Raw genomic sequence first — 20,477 nt, forward strand, 5'->3', positions numbered from 1 at the left:
GGCACGCCACCCTTACGACCGTGTCCGACATCGCTGAGCGACGTCATGGAGGCAGCAGCACCCATGCCGTCCACCGACAGCGGGAAATCGAGGTCCTGAACCCACCTTGACACGGACCCCGACCCGCGCGGGCCCCCGCGCGAAGCCCCGATCCGGCACCGTTCCGGCCGAACCGAGGTGCGCCTCTCCCGTTCCCCACCCGTCCACGGCGCCGTCGGTGTCCGTCCTGTCCCGGTCCTCTCCCTCGGGCCGGCGGTCGAGACACGGAGGCGGAGTCGCGAAAACCCTCTCCCGATGTCCGTGTCCCCACCCGCCGGCGCACGTCGACCCTGGAAGGATGACCCGTCGTGGAGATGCGCACGTTCCACGTGCCGGGGTCATCTCCCGTCCCAGGACGACTCCCCCAGAAAGGGTGCCCCGTGAGCCTGTCCCGACCAAGGCCCTCGGGGCCCGTCCACTTCGCGGCCGTGCCCATGGCCGCCGTGCTGATCGCACCCCTGGCCCTGCTCGCGCCGCCCCAGGCGAAGGCCGACGTCGTCGCTCCTTCGGCCGGGATCGTCGGTGCGGTGGAGGAGCGGGTCGCCACCGGGGTGGACCTGGTGTCCGGCCCCGTCCCCGGCCCCGGAGGCGGCGAAGCGCAGTTCGTCGGTCTGCTCACCGTCGACCTCACCGAGGAGGTCGGTGTCGAGCACGTCGACGGGGGCGCCCTCACCTCACCCGCGACGGTCGAGGACATGGCGGCCGCGGCCGAGCCTCCGGAGGGTTCCACGGTCGTCGCCGCGGTCAACGGCGGTTTCTTCGACATCGGTGCGACCCAGGTCCCTTTGGGCGCCGGGATGCGCGACGGGCGCGTGCTCACCTCGCCGGAGGCGGGGTTCGCCCACGCCGTGGTCATCGACGCCGACGGCACGGGCGGCGTGCGTCGGGTGGCCTTCGAGGGGACCGTCTCCCTGCCCACGGGCGATCTCGACCTCGACGTCCTCAACGCCTCCACCGTCCCCGAGGACGGTGTCGGCCTCTACACCTCGGACTGGGGAGACCACCCCCGCGCGCACGTGGTGTACGCACCCGGGACCTCCTCCGGGGACACCGATCCCGCTCCCGTCGCCGAGGTCGTCCTCTCCGAGGGCACGGTCGAGCACGTCGGCGACACCCCCGGTAGCGGCCCGATCGACGAGGATGACCAGGTCCTGGTGGCGCGGGGCTCCGCGGCGGAGCGGATCGCCGCCCTGTCCGAGGGCGACCCGGTGGACCTGGAGCACGCCCTCACCGCCGAGGACGCCGAACCTCGTCTCGTCCTGGGCGGGCGGCACGTGCTGGTCCGCGACGGCGAACCCGTCCCCGTCGACGACCGGTCCCGCGCACCGCGCACCGCGATCGGGTTCTCCGAGGACGGTGACGTCATGCACGTGGTGTCCACGGACGGGCGCAACCCCGTCACCGCCGGGTCCACGCTCACCGAGGTCGCCGAGCTGCTCGCCTCGGCAGGGGCCACCGAGGCCCTGGAGCTGGACGGCGGCGGGTCCTCGACCCTGCTCGTCCGCGAACCCGGGGGCGTCCGGCCGGTGCTGCGCAACCGTGCCGGCGACCACCTCCGGCGGGTCCCCGACGCCCTGGTGATCACGGCGCCCGAGGGGTCGGCCCGGACCACGGGCCTGTGGCTGCGGCCCGCGCTGGAGCCCCGTCCCGTGTACGGCTCCGCCACGCCTGCCCAGGAGGACCCTCGCCGGGTGTTCACCGGCATGCGCCGTACCCTCGCCGCGACCGGGCACGACGAGGCCTTCGGACCGTCCGGTCCCCGTGCGCCCGACGCCCCCGACGACCGCACCGACGAACTCTCGCTGTCCGCGCCCACCGGAGGCGGCGACGGCCCCCGGTTCGTGGCGGGGCCTCCCGGCCCGGTGACCGTCACGGGAAGGGCGGGCGGCGTCGGGAGCACCGTGGATCTGGAGGTGCTGCCCGCTCCGGCCGCGCTTCATGCCGTGCCGGGCCGTCTGGGGCTGGCCTCGTCCGAGGACACCGCCTTCTTCGTCCTCACCGGGGTCACGGAGGAGGGGACTCGGGCGCCCGTCGAACCCGTCGACACCGACGTCGAGGTCGACCCCGAACTGGCCGAGGTCGTGGCCCGAGGCGACGGCCGCTTCGAGGTGCGGCCACGTGCCGAGGAGGGGAACGGCGCCGTCACGGTGACGGCCGGCGGCGTGAGCACCGAGGTCCCCTTCTCCATCGGTACGCGGACGGCCCCCGTGGTGACCTTCGACGACGCGCGGGAGTGGACGGCGCGGTCCGCGCGCGGCACGGCCGAGACGCGCCCCGTGGACGGCTCCGACGGCCCCGGACTGGCGTTGACCTACGACTTCACCCGCGACATCCGCATCCGGACCGCCTCCGTCCACCCGCCCGCACCGATCGCCCTCGACCACCAGGCCTTCGCTTTCACGGTGGGTGTGCGCGGCGACGGCAACGGTGCCCGCCTCATGCTCGGTCTCACCGACGGCAGCGGTGTCGGCCACGCCTTGAAAGGGCCCGCGATCGACTGGAGGGGCGGGCGCGAGGTGCGGCTGGAGGTGCCCGACGGTGTCGTGCACCCGGTCACGGTCTCCCGTGTGTACCTGCTGGAGGACGACCCGAGCCGCGCCTACTCCGGCGAGGTGGTGCTCGACGGCCTCACCGTGGAGACCGCGACGCGGCCCCACTCCCTCGGGTGAGCCCCGCGACGGAACGGGTGGAGGCGGGAACAGGCGACACGCCGTTCCGGTTCGCCATGGCGTGAGGCGAGTGCGTACATGTGAGCGCAGGAGGCCCCCTGTGACCATCGGGAGGCCCCCTTACGATCACTTCTTCCGTGTGTGATCAAGGAACGCCCTGAACCACGGAGACCTTCGGAAGCGGGTCGCCGCGGTGCCTGGAATACCTGGCGCGACAAAGCATGCGACCGGGCCCGCTTCCCGTGTCCTTCCGTCTCCTCAGACCTTCCGCAAGGGGTTGAGCGCGGAGGCCCCCAGTTCCTCACGGAACTCCGGCTCCGTGACGCCCATACCCTCTTCCGGGGCCAGGCACAGGACACCGACCTTCCCGATGTGCTGATTGGTCTGCACGAGGCGGGCGGCCTCACCGACCTCGGACAAGGGATAGACAGTGGAGAGCACCGGGACGATCTTTCCCAGTCCGAACAGTCGACCACATTCGAACTGCTCCTGGAGGTTCGCGGCGTGGCTCCCGATGATCCTCTTGGAGTTCATCCAGAGATAGCGGTTGTCGTACAGGTGGTGGAAACCAGTGGTGGAACCACAGGTGACGATGGTGCCACCACGGCGTACGACGAACACCGACAGACCGAAGGTCGACCTACCGACGTAGTCGAACACCACGTGCGGGTCCTCGCCCACCGCGTCGCGAATGGCCCTTCCCAGACGTTTTCCCTGCTCGATGGTCTCCTCGGGGGTGGTGGCCGTGCCCACCCCGAGCTCGGTCCGGTTGAGGATCACGTCACAACCCAGCGCGCGCAGCGCTTCGGCCTTGTCATCGGAGCTGACCACACCGACGGGGATGCCTCCGGCCTGTTTCACCAGCTGCACCGCGAACGCCCCGAGGCCGCCGGCTGCACCCCAGATCAGCACGATGTCCCCGATTTTGATTCGAGCACCCTTGTCGCTGATCAGCATGCGGTAGGAGGTGGCGGCGGTGAGCATCGTACTCGCCGCTTCCTCCCATGTCAGATGCCCTGGTTTGGGCAGGAGCTGGCTCGCCTTGACCACCGCGTACGTGGCCAGACCGCCGAAGTTCGTCTCATACCCCCAGATGCGCTGGCCCGCGCCCAGCATGCCGTCCGCGTGCGTCGCCGGCTCGTGGTCGTCGACCTGGACACAGCTGATCACGACGTGGTCCCCGACGTTCCAACGGCTGACGGCGGCACCCGTGCGGACCACGACGCCGACGCCGTCGGACCCGACCACATGGTGCGGTAGGTCGTGGCGTGCCGCGAGTCCTCCCTGTCGCCCGTGCCGTGCCAGGAACTCGAATGTCGGCAGCGGTTCGAAGGTCGCCGACCACACGGTGTTGTAGTTGATGGCGCTGGCCATCACCGCGACCAGGGTCTCGTCCGGAGCGAGTTCGGGCATCGGCACCGAACCCAGGCGAAGTGATCTGCGCACGTCCTTGTCGGCAACACCGTCGAAGACGCCCACGTCCTCCGATCTCAGATGAGCCGCGAGGTACTGGTCGGGCAGAGGCGTGGCCGAAATTTCTTCCGGCCGCGCCCCAGAGATCACTGCTTTGCTCAAGACGTCCATGTTGTCCTCCTGCGGAGACATTCCAAGAGCTTTCACACGACTGAACTCCGGCCGCCATATTCCGGTGGCTCTCCGACTGAGGCGCCCGAACCGTTCGACGCACACATCAGAGTCGCCCCGGAAGAGCGAACTTATTTTCTTGATTTTTGTTTGGAAATGGGGTGGCCGAATGTACTGATCAACACCGAGATGTTTCGCCGGCGAGTGATGTGCATAGACTTCGTGGGGGCCTCGGCGTGCTGTGACAGCGTATATCCGATGAGGCCGGTTGGGTACCCGTGAATTCCTCGAATCGGGTGAAGAAAGCCTCGAATTATTCTGCTTCCACCCCGACCGCGGGCCGGTTGGCGAAGGTGGAGCCTCGGTCGCGGCCGCCGTGCCGGCCCGCGCTGGGTCTCCTTGATTCCAGGTCGGACCACCGGCCGGTGTCGGCACGTGTTCCCGCGGTCCGAACGCGTCCCGGCAGCACTCGCAGGCGATCACGCAGATCGCTCCAGGACGGCCGGCGCTGCGACACCGGGATCGGTCGGCGGAGCTCGACGCCCTCATCGGACGGGAAGGTCATGTCCCGGTTTCTTCACGAAAGAACCGGAAATCCTTTTCAGGCGGGAGGAAGCCGGTGAGGGCGCGGTTCGGGGAAGTGCCGTGGAAATGGTTCGGGCAGGGGATTCGACACGCCCCCACATCGTGGGAGCGCACGTCACCCCTGTCCCTGGGCGGTCACGGAGAACGGCGGATCCGAGCCGAGCACGAGAACCTCTGGACAGACCGCCCGAACTCGGTTACGCGGTCGTCACTCGCGATCGTTCGCGGGTTCCCTTCCCGCGACACGGGGCTGACCACCGCTCTCACGTGTCATGTCCGTCCTTTCCAACAGTTCGGCCTCCTCCTCCACCGTCAGACCCGCCTGCCGTTCGCGCTCGATCCCGAGTGCGTATTCGTACTCCAAGGCGGCCACGGCGGTTTCAGCGACCGGCCGGAAGCGCAACCCCGCTTTCAATGCGGGGCCGGTGTCCCGGTCGACCACGCCATGGTGGCTCTCGGGGAGCCAGAGCGGCAGCGAGCGTGGGCCCTGCCACGGCATCACCCCCGCTTCGGCGAGACTCTCCGTGGACACCGGAACCAGCTCCAGGTCGAGCGCGCCGACAGCGCTCGCCATCTCCTCCAGTACCGATCCCAGCGTCATCGCCGGACCGGACGCGTCGAAGACGCCCGTGAGCCCTCGCTCGCCGGAGACCACGATCCATTCAGCGAGATCGCGCACATCGATCATCTGGAACGGCTGTTCGGGTGCGTCGGGAACCAAGGCGCGCCCACCCCGGGCGAACCGGGCCGGCCAGTATCCGAAACGGTCGTACGGGTCACCGGGACCACAGACCAGGCCGGGGCGCACCACCAGCGCGCGGTCGCCGACCACCTCGTCGACCGCCTGCTCGGAAGCGACCTTGATAGACCCGTACGCGCCGAAATCCTCCGGACCCTCCGGATCCGTGTAGCGCGGCTCCAGCAAGGGGGCGTCCACACCATCGCCGCGACGAGACAGGTCGGAGTACACGTTCATCGTGGAAACGAACGTCCAGTGCCCGGCCGTGTCTCCGAACTCGGCCAGGGCCTCGCGCACCCAGCGGTAGGAGATGATGGCCGTGTCGACCACGGCGTCGAACCTCTCACCTCGCAGCGGGGCCAGCCCGTCGTCGTCATCACGGTCCACTCGCACGAACCGGGCCCCCTCGGGGACGGGTCCGGACTCGCCTCGCGCCGCGCAGACCACCTCGTGCCCACGTGCCACCGCAGCGGCTGCCACCTCCCGGGACAGGAACCGCGTACCGCCCAACACCAACCAACGACTCACCGAAGAACTCCTAACCACGTCGAATAACGGCTCGGACGCTGATGATCAATCCCAAAAGGCACCACACGACGAGCACCAGCAAGGCATGGCCGCTCGGCTCGAACCTGTCCGAAAGCAGACCGGCGCGCAGCAGATCGGCAGCGGCCTGGAAAGGGAGTAGGCCATGAACGGCCTGGAACCAGTCGGGCAACTGGTCTTTGGGAAAGGTGATCGGTGAGAAGAGCATGACGAAGAACACCATCACCTGGCTGACCAACTGCGACAACATCGGCGACAGCAGCACCGCTATCGCATAACCCACCGAGACGGCCATGACCGTGGTGAGCACGAAGGCCCCCGCCAACAACAGCCAGTCGAATGAATAATCGATTCCATAACTCAGATGAGCGACCAATACCGTCACGGGGATGCCGGGCAGGGCGATGACCAGCCAGACGACCAGATCGGACACCAGCAGCAGCGGGCGCGGCACCGGCAGAGCCCGTTGGTAGGTGAAGGTGCCGCTGGTCCGGGCGCCGGCCACGCCCCACGGGCACAGGACCAAGCCGATCACCAGGATCAGGATCGTGGGGGCGCCGGTGGACAGCAGCTCCGCCGTGGGGGTGTCGATATCGGGGATGAGGAGCCCGAACCCGACGATGACGGCCCCCGCGATGGCCGCTTGGACGACGACGAACAGCGGCAGCATCGCCCCCGTCTGGGCCATCGTCCAACGCAGCAGGGTCCAGACCGTCATTCCCAGGTTGGCGCGCGGGGGGACCGCGAGGAGGCGCCTTTCCTCGGAGGGTGCTTGCATGGTCGATTCAGACATGGACGGGCTCCTCGTCGCTCGGCTCCGTACCGGCGCCGGCCGTGGCCGCGAGGTAGGCGTCTTCGAGAGTGATGGGCGAGAGCGTGTATCCCTCGATGCGGTCGGCGGCGCGAAGCGCGGTCGCCCAGGCCACCGCGCTCGCGGCATCGGACGCCGCAAGGGTCAACAGCACCCGGCGTCCGGTTCGGACACGACGGGCGAACCGGACGGGCGGCTCACCGAGAGTCCCGGACGGATCCTCACCGTCCAGCGGTAGGGAGAACTCAAGGCGCAGTTCCTCTCCCTCGGCACCGCGCAACTGACTCGGTGACCCGGCGGCGACCACCTTGCCGTGGTCGAGCACCACCGTCTCGTCCATCACGTGTTCGGCTTCAGCGACGTTGTGGGTGACCAGCAGTACCCCGGCGCCTTCGTCGCCGAGCCGACGGACCGTGTTCCACAGCCGCCTACGACGGGCCGCGTCCACGTCGTTGGTCGGCTCGTCGAGGATGATCAGCGGCACGGGGGCGACCGCGGCCATCGCGAACGCCGTCAAGCGACGCACCCCGCCGGAGATCCCCCCGCCGTCCGGTGTGGCCCGCCGGTTGGCCCAGTCTCGGATGTCCAGATCATCGACCATACGCTCGGCGGCTTCCCGTGCGGCCGCACGGGACATGCCGCGCAGTCGACCGGCGATCTCGATCGCCTCCAGCGGCGTCAGCCCGTCCAAGGGTGCCTGGGCCTGGGCCTGGAGCGCCACGCAGCGGCGCGCTGTCGCGGGGTGGGCGACGGCGTCGACCCCTACGACCCGGATGGACCCGCTGTCGGGCCGGAGCAGGCCCACGACCTGCGACACCAGAGTGGTCTTGCCGGCGCCGTTGTGTCCCAGCAGCCCGACCACTTCACCCGGCCTGACCCGCAGGCTGATCGCGTCGTTCGCCAGGACCGAACCGAACCGCCGTGTCAAGCCCTCGATTTCAAGTATCACGTCACTCATGGTGACCTCCGTAACTTCTTCACGGCTTTCAGACCAACGGACTTTTAATACCGTGAGTATCTGAGTAACGACAGTAGTTCCATACCGACAGAACGTCAAGGACGGATGTGCCTGCTCAGCGAAGTCCTCCCGCGACCGGAAGGAGCTCGATCAGGCCGCTCAGCGGGACCGCTGAGCCACTGTGCGGGTTCCAGTGGTCCAGAAGCGGCCGGTTCGGCAGCCACGGAGACGGGATCGCTCGACCGCCTCGGGAAGAGACCGGTGGTGCCGACGCGGGGCGAGGTCCTCTCACGCGTGGGGTCCCGTCGCATCCGTCGTGGAGGACCTTCTCGACACCCGGCACGGGGAAGGCCGCCGGGTCGGCGACCCGGCGATACGTCGAGCACACCCGCGCGTCCCCTCTGCTCCGGCGGGCGCGCTACCGGCGCCGGCAGCCGCCGCGTGAGACTCCCGGTGGGTCAGCGGGAAACACAGTCCCTCGGCGCGCCACGCCCGAGTCGCGCGGACGCGGTACCCTCCCGGACTCCCCCAGCGCACTCCCGGTCTCGCCTTGGTGGCCGACGGGTCCTCGGGCGGATGTCCGCAACAGACGGGACGCGGGCGACGCCGGGCCAGGCCGGGAAGAGGCCGGAACCAGCGGTGGGCGTCGGCGTGCCCGACGTCGGCCGGGTCGTCGGTCCTCTCCTGAGATCGGTTCGAGGCCTGGGCGGACAGCACCACCCGCCGGACGGCACGCGGCTCACAGCCCGTGATCATGCCAGGCCCACACCTCTCCCACAGAGCTTTTGAGACGGGCTCTAAGCGACATTGCGCCAAGAGCTATAATGCGGCCATGGACCAACATCGGCTGATGCCCGCACGACGAAAGCGACGGACTCGGGCCGAGCAAAAGCGGGAAACCCGCAACGCTCTGATCGAGGCGGGGCTGCTGACCTTCAGCCGTGATGGTTACCATGGCGCCTCATTAGAGGAAATCGCCGACACAGCCGGTTTTTCCAAGGGAGCGGTTTACTCGAATTTCGGTGGCAAGTCCGAGCTCTTTCTCGCGGTGCTGGACTATAACCTCAGCACGCTGCGCGGTGAGCACTGGGACCCCTTGGCCCTCGCCGGAACCGCCGGGGACGCCCTCTCGGAGCAGCTCGCCGGCGATCGGAACCAGGCCGAGAAGCTGGTTCGCGGGTTCGAGCTCGCGACACTGGAATTCATCACCACCGCCGCCCGTGACGACGCGCTCGTCCCGGCGTTGCGCACCCGGATTCAGACACTGCTCGATGCCTACAAGCGTGTCGTGACCGCCCACCGAGCACCGGACGAAGAACTGGCGGGTGACGAGATCGCCCAGCTCATGGCCGCGCTCGAGCAGGGCGTGTCCGTCCTCGCGCTCAGCGGCATCGCTTCGATAGACGGTTCTCTGTTGCGTCTGGGTATGCGACGACTGCTCGGCGACTCGGTCGGCACCGCCGATCGGTCCGGCCACACCTCACTGCTGCCCACGGTCGAGCAGGTACAGCGGCTGATCAACGACAGCGCGGCGGAGCCCGAGGTCCCCGAGTAGGCCTCCTTCTCGGGAACGCCGGGCTCCGGTGACGAACACGGCCGGGTGTCGCGGTGCGTCGAGGCCCCGCCGCCGGCCCGACGGCGGTCGGGGACCTCCTCCACAGGCGTCTCACTCGCACGTCAGTACCGTTGGAACTCGAACATGGTGAAGTCCACATGGACGACGCCCTGTTCGTCCGCCGCAGCGGCGGCGGCCGGCGGAGAACCCATGAGCGCTACGGGAATCCCGATCTCCTCACTGCGATACACCCGGTTCGAGAAACCGGCATCGGCCGCCAGCGACCGCAACCCTTCGGGGTCACCCAGCGTTTCGCTGGTCAACATGTAGATCCGCCCGCCATCGGCCAGATGCGGCCGGACCTCCTGGAAGAAACGCCGGTGCAGCGTGTATCCAGGGTCGAAGACCGACCGCTCGATCTGAGTGGCGTACTGGCGTGAGTCCGGTGCCCTGACCAGCGGAGGGTTCGAACAGATCAAGTCGAATTCGTCACCTGGGTCCAGGCCGGCGAACAGATCACTGGTCAGCGCCTCCACCCGGCCCGCCACGCCGTGCCGGGCCGCGTTGCGCCTCGTGTTCTCCGTCGCGGCGGGGACGACATCCAGTCCCACGACCCGCGCACACCCGCTCCGTGCGGCCACCACACAGGTGACGCCGGCGGCACAGCCGACCTCCAGGAACCGGGTGCCATCGGTGAGCGGCAGCCAAGAGGTGAACAGGCGGGTACCCGGATTGGGCTTCCAGACGCCGGGTAACACGTCCCACCGCATCCCCATCAGAGTCGTGGTCGATCGCGCGCCGCCCGATCCTCCTGTTCGCGACAGCAGCCAGTCGCCCACCTCGGCGGCAAGGGTGCTCTCCATGTCTTTCTCCTTTCTTCCCGTGTTCGCGGCCGGCCCCTCAGCGGGCCTCGCCCTCCGGGCGCCCCGACGTGCCCGCGACCGTGTGCGCCTCTCCCAACTGCCACGACAACTGGATCTTCAACTCCATCAGCGACGCCATCGCCGTACGATGCCGATCCAGGAAGAAGTGCCCGCCGTCGTACTCGTTGACGTCGAGCGGGTGAGCGGTGTAGTGCTCCCACTGATCCGCCGTCACGGTGTCGTCGCGCCCCAGCATCAGCACGATGGGGCACCGCAGCGGCACGCGCACGAGGTCCTGGTAGGAACCCAGAAGGCGCAGATCCGCCTTGATGACGGGCGCGAAGTACTTCATGTAGTCCGCGTCCCGCAGGTACTCCTCCGGCACTCCGCCGTAGTGCATCAAGACGTCCCGGAAGCCCTCGGGCGTGTCCAGGTCCTCCGCCCTGGTGAACCGGGCACGGCACGGTGCCGCGGAGCCGGAGCTGAAGAACGTCAACGGCGGACCGCCCAACCGCTCCTGACAGAGTTTGGCCACCTCGTAGCCGATCACGCTGCCCATGCTGTGACCCCAGATCGCATACGGTCCGCGAAACACATCTTCGAACTCCGCGAAGACGTCCTCCGCGAGCTCCCCGACCGAGGCGGGCATCGGGGTGTGCATCCGCTGCTCACGCAGGGGGTACTGAACGACCTGTAGGTTCACGAGGCTGCTGAAGGCGTGCTGCCACGGGCTGTAGTAGAACCTGCCGGCACCCGCGTGCGGGAAACACACCACTGGAATGCTGTCCATAGGGATCACCGGAGACCTTTCGAGTCGACGTTGGAGTCCGGGTCCTCTGCCCCGGTCAGGGCCTGCCGCGCCAGGTACTCGACCTCCTCATCGAGGATGGAGACCACCTCGGCGGGGTCCTTGACCCAGGTGGACAGGATCACGATGTCCTGCCGGGTCCCGCTGACCTTGGACACGCAATAGCAGTCGGCGTAGTCGAGCGTGTCCTGGTCCTCGGTGAGCAGTTCGAGGGTCATGTCCCAGATGGCGTCGTACTCGGCCTCGGCGTTACCGGCGAAGTTGAGCATGCACGACGGCCGGAATCCCGGCCCCCGGGCCGCCTTGGTCGTCTGAAAGACCTTCCCGTACTTGAGCGCCGTCAGCGGACCCGTGACCAAGTTCGAGAAGTTGACGTTGTACTTGTTCATCAGCTGGAGTTTCTGCTGGATGAGCGCCTCCAGGTCGTCGCGCACACCCTGCTCCCCGGAGACCACCACGGGCAGGACGTCCGCGACCATCCCCATCACTCCGGAGTAGTCCACGTCCTCGTACACACGGGAGTTGAAGACCAGGTCGAGCGCGACCTTGTCGACGCCGAGCAGACGGGCCACCAGGCGCGAGTAGAGGTACAGGACCAGGGAGAACGGCTCGACCTCCTTCCCGTCGTCCCCTTGCAGACTCCGCAGGTCGACCGAATAGCGAACGTCGCACATCCGCTCGGTCCCCAGGCGCTCCGACGCCGCGAGGATCTCCTTGCCGTACCGACCCCACGCGTGGAGGTCGAACTTCTCGATGATCTCGTCGGCGCTGATACCCACCGGCCCCTTTCCGGTCTGCTCCTTCAAGTGCCGGAAATTACGGGTGCGGGGCAGCGCCCTGGTGGTTCCCTCCATCAGCTCCTGGTAGCGCTTCAGCAGGTCGCTGCGGAAAGCCTGACCGGACGCGCCGTCGAAGATCGAGTGGTCGAACTGGAAGATCAGGTCGTAGCTGCGCTCGTTGTACTTGACCAACACCGCCTGGTACATGATCGTGTCGGTCTTGAGGTCGACGTTCCACTCCCTCTTGACCAACTCCGCCCGCACCTCCTCCTGGCGCCGCAGCGGCAGCGCCGAGAGGTCGACCCGGGGCAGTACGAACGCCATCGGGGGTTCATGCTCCTTCCACCGCCACCGGCCGAGAGACCTGACGAGAACGCTGCGCATGAGCCCGTGGCGTCCGACGACGTCGCCCAGCGCGCGCTCCAGCACGTCGACGTCGATCAGCTCCCGGAACTGCACCAGGTACAGCTGCGGACGCGCCCCCCGCGAGAAGTAGTGCTTCTGGGTCCCGCTGATGGGATAGGACCACCGCACGGGCCGGGACAGGATCGAACGCCGCATGTCCTCCTGACGCCGGTCGATCTCGTCGAACAGGCGGGCCGTCCCGCCCTCTTGGGAGGTCGGGTCTTCCCCGAGCCGCAGGGAGGCGAAGTCCCGCCCGTCCAGGAACTCCCGTTCGTCCGATCCGGGCAGGATGTAGTGCGGTGTGAAGGCCTGCGGCAACCGCAGTTCGTTGATCTGCCTGACGACCGACTCCCGCTCCTCCTCCCCGAGGCCGTCGACGAACAGGGCGACCTCCTCCTCATCGGCTCCAACGGCGACCTGGTGAAGAGCACACCTGGTGTTCAGACGTTCGCTGAGCAGGACCGCCGCGCTCTCCAGCGAGTCGCAGTCCTGGTTGACCTGCTTGTTCGACCGGGCGAGCAGGCCGGCCAGCTCACTGACGGTCGGGTGGCTGTGCACCTCACTGGCCAAGACGGTGTAGCCGTGTCGTTCCAGGGCGCTGGTGAACTGGATCAGTTTCAGGGAGTCGAGCCCGATGTCGAACAGATCGACACGCGCGTCGATCGCCTCCACCCCTACCAGAGCCGCTATCTCCCGCTCTATCACGGCGGCGATGGCACTCCGTTCGTCGACCGCACCGGATTCCTCCGAGGCACCGACCGTCTTCCGTGCCGCCGTCATCTCCAGCAGGTCCATCCCGTGGTAGCCCGTCCGCACGTCGGAGGCGCGCATCTCGTGCAGCAGGTCCAGCGCGGACAGGCCCTCGCCGCCCAGACGCCCGAACGAGTACAGCCGCACGCCGTCGGTTTCGGCGTCGAGCGCCATGTTCTCGGTGAACCGGGCGGTGACGTCCGCGTTCCACGCGAACCGGGCGAGGTCGAGGCGGGACACCACACCGTAGGAGATCCCCATCTCGCACACGGCCTGGCGGAGGCCGTGCGACGGTGTCCACGGAGTGTCGGAGTCGGTACGGGCGGCGTCCTGCAACGACGTGTCCCAGAGCACCAGTCGCTCCGTCCCCGTCAGCGTACGAAGCCGAGAGAGCAGTCCCGCCGTGATGTCCGCACCCGTACGCCCAGGGACGGCGTCCATGACGGTACTCCGCCCCACCACCCGAGCACCGACGTCCTTTGAACCGTCCGCTCCGGGGGCGAAGGGCAGCACGTCGACACTGCGGTCGGGGCCGGCCGCAGCGAGCACCTCGTCGACCGCGTCGGTCGGGCACACGACCACCGTCCGCCCGGAGTGGGCGGCGGACTGTCCGCGGTGGCCGTGCAACGGAACCATGCTGGGGACGTACCGGGCCCCGCCCCGGTACCGGGCGGCGACGGCATCCTCCTTCTCCGCCTCCAACTCCCTGCGCAGGCCTTCGCTCCAGGCTCGCGGGCCCTGCCGGGCGGTCAGCGCGGTGTCGCACCCCAGTACCCGGATCCGCAGCTGCGGGTACTCCTGATTCAGGCCGATCACCTCCGACAGCAGGCGCCCCTCCACCTCGGCCTCGACGTGGTCGGTGGCCTCCAACACCACCAGGTCGTGCACCTGCCCGTCCCGCATCCCCGAGACGACGTCGCACAGTTGCCGCACCATCGTCGACGAGACCGCTCCCGCCCGCTGGTGGACGACCACGGTGTCCCCGACCAGCGCATGTTCCTCCAGGTCCGCGGCCAGTCTCCGAATGTCGCCCTCGTGCCCCCGACGGATCTGGGCGCCGGCCGCGCCGTCGAAGCGGTACTCTTCGCCGAACCCGACGTAGAGCGGCGTCCAGTACGGGACCTCGTCCATAACGCGCCGGATCCGCGGCCGGTCGTCGGTGAACACCAGGAGCACCCTGTGCCTGCCGCTCCCGCCCGAGTCCGGGAGCAGGGCCCGTGACCACGTCAGCCGCAGAGCGTGCAGCGGTGTCTCTACGGCGGGAGGGGACTGTGACGGCCGCCGTTCGGCCACAGGGCGCGGCCGTTCCTCGGCGGAGGAGAGAAGCTGCTGGAACTCGCTGATGTCGATCGGGTACTCGGTGCGGTCGAACGCATAGAGCGGGAGCCGTACCTTGCGCGGTGCGCGGCCTCGGTGGAACGCCGCCCAGTCCAGAGCAACGCCCGCCTCCCACAACTTCTTGACCGCCGTGGCGAGATGCTCGTCGTCACCGACCTCCTCCAGCCGGTGACGCAGCATGTTGACCGCACTCGTCCGTGTGCCCCGGGCCGTGCCACGCACGAACGACGACAGCGACTTTCCGGGGCCGACCTCGACGAACAGAACGTCGCCCCGTTCCATGATCGTCTCCACGCCGTCCTTGAACCGGACCGTGTGCCGGATGTGTTCGCAGTAGTAGTCGGGATCGGTGGCCTGCTGCGGTGTCACCCACGTGCCCGTCACGTTCGAGACATAGGGGAGCTCGGGCGGTCGGAAGGTCACCGACGCGGTGATCTCCCGGTACTGGTCCAGGATCGGTTCCATGTACTGCGAGTGGTAGGCGTGGTCCGCATCGACGTGGGTGAAGGTGATCCCCTGCTCGGCGCACTGTTGCTCGAACGCGGCGATCGCCGCGGAGGTGCCGCTGACGGTGCAGTTCTCCGGCGCGTTCACCGCCGCGAGGGAGAGCTCGTCGGTCAGCATCGGCCGGATCGTGTCCTCGGAGGCCTTCACCGAGGTCACCGCCCCCTCGCGGGTGGTCTCCACCAGGGCGCCCCTGGCCAGCACCAGCCGGATACCGTCCTCCAGCGAGAACACACCGGCCACGCACGCGGCCGCCAGCTCGCCGGTGCTGTGCCCGATCATCCCGCGCGGCCGGACGCCCCAGTCGAGGAGTGTACGGGCCATCGAGTACTCGACGATGAACAGCAACACCAGGCTGAGGGCGATGCTGTCCAACTGCTTCTCCTGCGCCACGGTCTCACCGAAGAAGACCTCGCGCACCACAGGTTTTCCGGACGCGTCGGTGACGGCCAGGCAGTCGTCCACATGGGCCCGAAACGAGCTCTCCGTCTCGTAGAGGCCACGGGCCATGCGCAGGTGCTGCGCCCCCGCACCGCTGAAGAGGAGATAGACGTCGCGCCGCCCGTTCCTGGGCAGGTGCGCCGGCTCGTCCCCGGCGTCCAGCGACTCTTGCAGGCGCTCCCGAAGCTGTTCTATCTCCCCGAAGCCGACGGCGTAACGGTACGGAAGGTCGCGCTGACGGTTCTGGAGGGTCCAGGCGAGATCGGCGCCGTCCAGGTCCGGGTGCGCTGCCAGATGGTCGACGAAGCTCTGCTTCATCCGCGTGATCGCCTCGCTGGAGGCCGCCGACAGCACGAAGGTGTTGTGGGCGCGGCCGTCGGTGGCCGGGCGCTCGGGCGTCGGGGCCTCTTCGAGTACCAGGTGGGCGTTGGTTCCGCCGATACCGAACGCGCTGACGCCCGCCCGCAGCGGAAGCTCCCGCCCCGAGGAGGACCGCTTGCGCCGCATCTCCTGCTGCTTTCCGGCGATGTAGAAAGGGGTGTCGTCGAGCCTGATCCCCGGGTTGAGGGTGTCGAAGTGCAGGCTCTGCGGGATGAGGCGCTCTTCGAGTACCTTGCACGCCTTGATGAACGAGGCGACCCCGGCCGCGGTGTCGAGGTGTCCGATGCTCGCCTTCAGCGATCCGACACCGCACGAGCCCGGCTCTCCGGGGCCGAACGCCCTGGACAGTGCCTCGATCTCCACCGGGTCACCGAGGGCTGTACCGGTGCCGTGCGCCTCCACGTAGGAGATCTCGTCCGGCTTCACCCCGGCGACGCGGTGGGCCTTGCGGATGGCCTCCGCCTGCCCCTCGATGCTGGGTGCGGTGTAACCGACCTTGCGGGTGCCGTCGTTGTTGACCGCAGAGCCCTTGATCACCGCGTAGACGCGGTCGCCGTCGCGCAGTGCGGTCTCCAGCCGTTTGAGAGCCACGATCCCGACACCGTTGCCTTCGACGGTGCCGCCTGCCGCCGCGTCGAACGCCCGGCAGTGCCCGTCCGGGGAGTGCACCATGTTCGGCCGGTGCCGATAGCCGTTCTTGTGGGGCAGGCTCAGACCGCTGCCACCGGCCAGCGCGACCTGGCACGAGCCGGTCCAGATGTTGCGACATGCCACGTCGATGGCGACGAGAGAGCTGGAGCAGGCTGTGTGCAGGGTGAACGCCGGTCCCCTCAGGCCCAGGGAGTGAGCGATCCGGGTCGCCGCGAAGTCCTTGTCGTTGAGCTGCATACCGGAGAAGGCCGACCCCGCGTCCTCGTTGAACCGCCGCTGGGTGTCGACCTCCCACGGCATGTTGTTCGTCGCGCCCAGGAACAGACCGATGGCCTCGTTGCGCCCCTCCGCGGAGTAACCGGCGTCCTCGAGGGCGTGGTAGACCTCCTCGTGCAGGGCACGCACCTGCGGGTCCAGTACGGTCGCGTCGGCGGGCGTGTAGCCGAAGAACTTCGAGTCGAAGAACTCGATGTCCGGGAAGACGCCCTTCGCCCGGACGTAGTTCTCGTCTTCCAGCGCCCGCGGGGAGACCCCCATCTCGATCAGTTCGTCGTCGCCGAACCGGGAGATGCCCTCGACGCCGGCGAGCAGGTTCGCCCAGAGGTCGTCGACCGATGTGGCCGCCGGAAACCGGCCGGCCATTCCGATGACGGCGATCTCGAGTCCGGTGTACTGGTGGTCGGGCTCAGCCGCGTCAGACATTGTCGACGCCCCCTTCACTGTCGTCCATCATCCGAGTCATCAGCATCTGTGTCCTGACCACCTGCTCCTGTTCGAAGCCGTCCGGCTCGTCCGCGGCCTCCTCGCGCGTGGGCGGTCCGGTGCCCGTGGCCGAGTCGAGGTGCATCGCCAGCGCGGAGATCGAGGTGAACTCGAAGAACAGCGTCAGCGGCAGGTCGCGGCCCACCTTCGTGCGCAGCCGGTTCCTGATCGCCAGCAGGGTCAGCGACGTCACGCCCAGGTCGAAGAAGTTCTTCTCGACGTCGACGTCACCGCTGTCGGCCTCCAGGACATCGGCCACGACCTCGTGCAGGATCCGTTCGGTGTCGGGGACCGGCCCTCGATCCCGGTGGGCGCGTTCCGCCCTGCCGGGGGTGCGGGACCGCGCCAGCTCCTCCTTGTCGACCTTCCCGTTGCGGTTGAGCGGGACGGCCTCGATCCGTGTCACCGAGGCGGGGATCATGTAACCGGCCACCTTCGTGCCCAGCTCCTGCCGCACACGGTCCGGGGTCGTCGCCTCGTCGGCCACGTAGTATCCGGCGAGCTGTGTGCCGCGCTCCCGCTCGACGGCGATCACCACGGCCTCCTCCACACCCTCGACCGACCGCAGGGCGTTCTCCACCTCGCCCAGTTCGACCCGGAAACCGCCGACCTTCACCTGGTCGTCCATTCGGCCGATACAGTCCAAGGTTCCGTCGGGGAGCCCACGGACCAGGTCTCCGGTGCGGTAGAGACGTTCTCCGGGAAGTCGTGCGAGGGAGACGAACTTCTCGCGGTTCAGCTCCGGGCGGTCGTGGTAACCGGCGGACACGCCCTCCCCTCCGACGCACAGCTCTCCGATCGCCCCCGGCGGCAGGGGGTTCAGGCCCTTGTCCAGGACGTAGGCGGTCGAGTGGCCGACCGCCCGCCCGATGGGGATGCGTTCCCCTTCGAGGTCTTGAGGGCGGATCGTGTGCGTGGTGGAGAACACCGTGTTCTCGGTCGGCCCGTATCCGTTGATGAGCTTCACCTCGGGGCAGGCCTCGGCCACGGCCGCGACGTGCCGGACCGACAACGCGCTGCCCACGATGCACAGGTATCGCAGCGACGCGAAGATCTTCGGGTCGTGGTCGCAGTGCTGGTTGAAGAGGACCGTCGGGATGGTGACGTTCCGGATTCCGTGGCGGACCACCGTGTCCCGGAAGCGGTCCGCGTCGAGCAGGTCCAGCTCGTCGTCGGGAAGGACGAGGGTCCCTCCCGTCAGGATCGCCCCCCACACCTCGAGGGTGCTTCCGTCGAAGGCCGGCGAGTTGACGAACAGGACGATCTGCTCCTCGCGGAAGTCCACGAACTCTTGATCGGCGAAGAGCCGCAGTACGTTGCGGTGCGTGATGACGCAGCCCTTGGGCACACCCGTCGACCCGGAGGTGTACATGAGATAGGCGCGGTCCTCGTTGCCGACGCGTGGTAGCGCCCTTGGGGCGTCCTGACCGGCGTCCGCTCCGGGTTCCTCGACCACGACGGTCTCCACCGAGCCGGGGACCCGATCGGTGAAGTCCGTGACAGTGCACAGGTGCCGTACCCCGGCGTCGGCCAGGACGGTCTCGATACGCGCCGGTGCGTCCTTGACGTCGACCGGTACGTAGTGATTCCCGGTCTTGAGAATCGCGAGGAGGGCGACCACCAGTTCGGGGCGACGGTCGACCAGGACCCCGATCCCGGTGGCCCGGCCGACGCCTCGGTCGACCAGGACCCGGGCGAGGGCGTCCGACCAGCGATCCAGCTCCCGGTACGTGTACTCCGTACCCCGCCAGACCATGGCGGTCCGGTCCGCGTGCGTCCGAACGACGTCCTGGAAGACCTCCACCAGGGAGGAGTCGAGCGGGATCGAGGACGGCCCGGTCGGCACGGGCACCGCGGTGTGCGGCTCCGGTTCCCACAACCCGATGTCCTTGACGCGGACGCCCGCGTCCTCGACCACGGAGGCCAGGACACCCATCAGGCATCGCTCCAGCGTCTCCATCAGACCGGCCGAGTGGACACCGGCGTTGTATAGGAAGGCGACGCCCAGGCGTGCGCCGGGAGTGACCACGATGTTGAAGTCATAGCTGGTCCGCTCGAAGACCTCGACGCCGTGGAAGCGGGGGCCGTCTCCTTCCCCGGCACCGAAGTCCCGCAACTGCTCCGACAACGGGTAGTTCTCGAAGGCGATCACGTGGTTCAGCAGCGCGTTGCGCAGCGGCGACAGGCTCTGTACCTCGTGCAGCGGGAAGTGCTCGTGGCGGCTCGCCCGCGAGAAGGCCGCGTGCACCGCGCGGCACAGGTCGTCGAAGCCCGTGTCCTCCTCCGCCCTCACCCGCACCGGCTGGGTGTTGGTGAACAGGCCGAGCATGTCCTCGATACCGTCCATGTCGGCGTTTCGCCCGGAGACCACGCTGCCGAAGACGACGTCATCGGTGTGGTTGAACTTCTGTAGCACCACGCCCCACACCGTCTGGAAGACGCTGTTGGGCGTCACCGCGAGCCGGCGTGCAAGGGAGATCAGCCCGTCGTGAAGGTTCTGCGGTAGTTCGAAGCGATGGGTCGCGTCGACGTAGTCCGCGGTTCTCCCGGGGGCCGAGAGCGGTGCGCCGCGGCGGTCCCGTGGGAGCGAGGCGGGGCGTTCGTAGCCCTCCAGTGCCTCCGCCCAGAACCGGCGTGCCTCGTCCTCGTCGTGCCGGTCCTCGTACCAGGCGATGTAGTCGGCGTACGGGCGGGCCTCGTACCGTTGCGTGAGCGAACCGGTGCGGACCAGTTCGTCGTAATACCCGAACCAGGTCTGGAACAGCGGCGCCAGCGACCAGCCGTCCAGGATGATGTGGTGGAAGGTGACCACCAAACGCCATCGGTCGTCGCCGGTCCATATCACGGCGGCCCGCAACAGCACGTCCCCGCTGAGGTCGAAGCCCCTGGCCCGGTCGGCGGCCTTGAACTCCTCGACCGCCAGGTCGGCGTCGTCCCGGTCGCGGTAGTCGACCGCCTCGAGTCGCGGCGGCCACTCCTTGAGGACCAGCTGGTACGGGTCGTCGGTCCTTTCGAAGGAGAAGACCGTCCGCAGGACGCTGTAGTGACGCGAGGTGGCCGTGAGCGCCGCACGTAACAGGTCGGCGTCCACCTCTCCGGTACCGGTGAAGTCGAACTGTTCCACGTACGCGTCGGAACCGGTGTCGACGGCGTAGCTGAAGAACATGCCCTTCTGCATCGAGGCCAGGCCGGAGACCGACTCGATGTTGTCTGTGTCAACCATGAACTGAGCTTTCTCTGTGCGCCACGGGCGATACGGACGCGAGTCCTGAGGGATGGGGGGCGGTGCTCGGGCGGAGCCCGGTGATG

General features: G+C 68.3%; 10 protein-coding genes. 2 read left to right on the plus strand and 8 right to left on the minus strand.

The genetic code is table 11. The features are described 5' to 3' along the window. Positions 1-419: 419 nt before the first annotated feature. Positions 420-2,708, plus strand: a complete 2,289-nt coding sequence (locus tag PFX91_RS01115; protein ID WP_285728729.1) for a phosphodiester glycosidase family protein — start codon at positions 420-422, stop codon at positions 2,706-2,708. Between the two features lie 258 nt (positions 2,709-2,966). Here the strand turns inward: PFX91_RS01115 and ccrA are convergent, their stop codons facing one another. The 4 genes from ccrA to PFX91_RS01135 all read right to left on the minus strand — a co-directional run bounded on the left by ccrA (position 2,967) and on the right by PFX91_RS01135 (position 7,931). Further along, complete coding sequence (gene ccrA / locus PFX91_RS01120) at positions 2,967-4,292, minus strand: crotonyl-CoA carboxylase/reductase (protein WP_285728730.1); 1,326 nt, start codon at positions 4,290-4,292, stop codon at positions 2,967-2,969. A gap of 793 nt (positions 4,293-5,085) precedes the next feature. Beyond that, entirely contained in the window at positions 5,086-6,144 is a 1,059-nt protein-coding gene (locus tag PFX91_RS01125) for an NAD-dependent epimerase/dehydratase family protein (protein WP_285728731.1), read from the minus strand. A 10-nt stretch (positions 6,145-6,154) separates the two neighbouring features. Then, positions 6,155-6,955: an ABC transporter permease gene (locus tag PFX91_RS01130; RefSeq protein ID WP_285728732.1), complete on the minus strand. Its 801-nt coding sequence runs from the start codon at positions 6,953-6,955 to the stop codon at positions 6,155-6,157. Then, a complete protein-coding gene (locus tag PFX91_RS01135) occupies positions 6,948-7,931 on the minus strand; it encodes an ABC transporter ATP-binding protein (RefSeq protein WP_285728733.1) in 984 nt (327 codons plus the stop codon). Before PFX91_RS01135 ends, PFX91_RS01130 begins: the two co-directional genes overlap by 8 nt. A gap of 832 nt (positions 7,932-8,763) precedes the next feature. Between PFX91_RS01135 and PFX91_RS01140 the strand changes: the two genes are divergently transcribed. Continuing rightward, complete coding sequence (locus tag PFX91_RS01140) at positions 8,764-9,486, plus strand: TetR/AcrR family transcriptional regulator (protein ID WP_285728734.1); 723 nt, start codon at positions 8,764-8,766, stop codon at positions 9,484-9,486. Between the two features lie 122 nt (positions 9,487-9,608). Here PFX91_RS01140 and PFX91_RS01145 read toward each other — a convergent pair whose 3' ends face one another. The 4 genes from PFX91_RS01145 to PFX91_RS01160 are packed head-to-tail and all read right to left on the minus strand — an operon-like array spanning position 9,609 to position 20,391. Beyond that, positions 9,609-10,349 carry a methyltransferase gene (locus PFX91_RS01145; RefSeq protein WP_285728735.1) on the minus strand — a complete coding sequence of 247 codons (741 nt, stop codon included), beginning with the start codon at positions 10,347-10,349 and terminating at the stop codon, positions 9,609-9,611. Positions 10,350-10,386: 37 nt separating this feature from the next. Further along, positions 10,387-11,139 carry a thioesterase II family protein gene (locus tag PFX91_RS01150; RefSeq protein WP_285728736.1) on the minus strand — a complete coding sequence of 251 codons (753 nt, stop codon included), beginning with the start codon at positions 11,137-11,139 and terminating at the stop codon, positions 10,387-10,389. 5 nt (positions 11,140-11,144) lie between these two features. Further along, on the minus strand, positions 11,145-17,108 hold the full coding sequence (locus PFX91_RS01155; RefSeq protein ID WP_285728737.1) for a type I polyketide synthase: 5,964 nt from the start codon (positions 17,106-17,108) through the stop codon (positions 11,145-11,147). Further along, positions 17,101-20,391, minus strand: a complete 3,291-nt coding sequence (locus tag PFX91_RS01160; RefSeq protein ID WP_285728738.1) for a non-ribosomal peptide synthetase — start codon at positions 20,389-20,391, stop codon at positions 17,101-17,103. Before PFX91_RS01160 ends, PFX91_RS01155 begins: the two co-directional genes overlap by 8 nt. Between the last annotated feature and the right edge of the window lie 86 nt (positions 20,392-20,477).

Origin of the sequence: Nocardiopsis sp. ATB16-24 (assembly GCF_030271535.1) — a bacterium.
Taxonomy (GTDB): domain Bacteria; phylum Actinomycetota; class Actinomycetes; order Streptosporangiales; family Streptosporangiaceae; genus Nocardiopsis.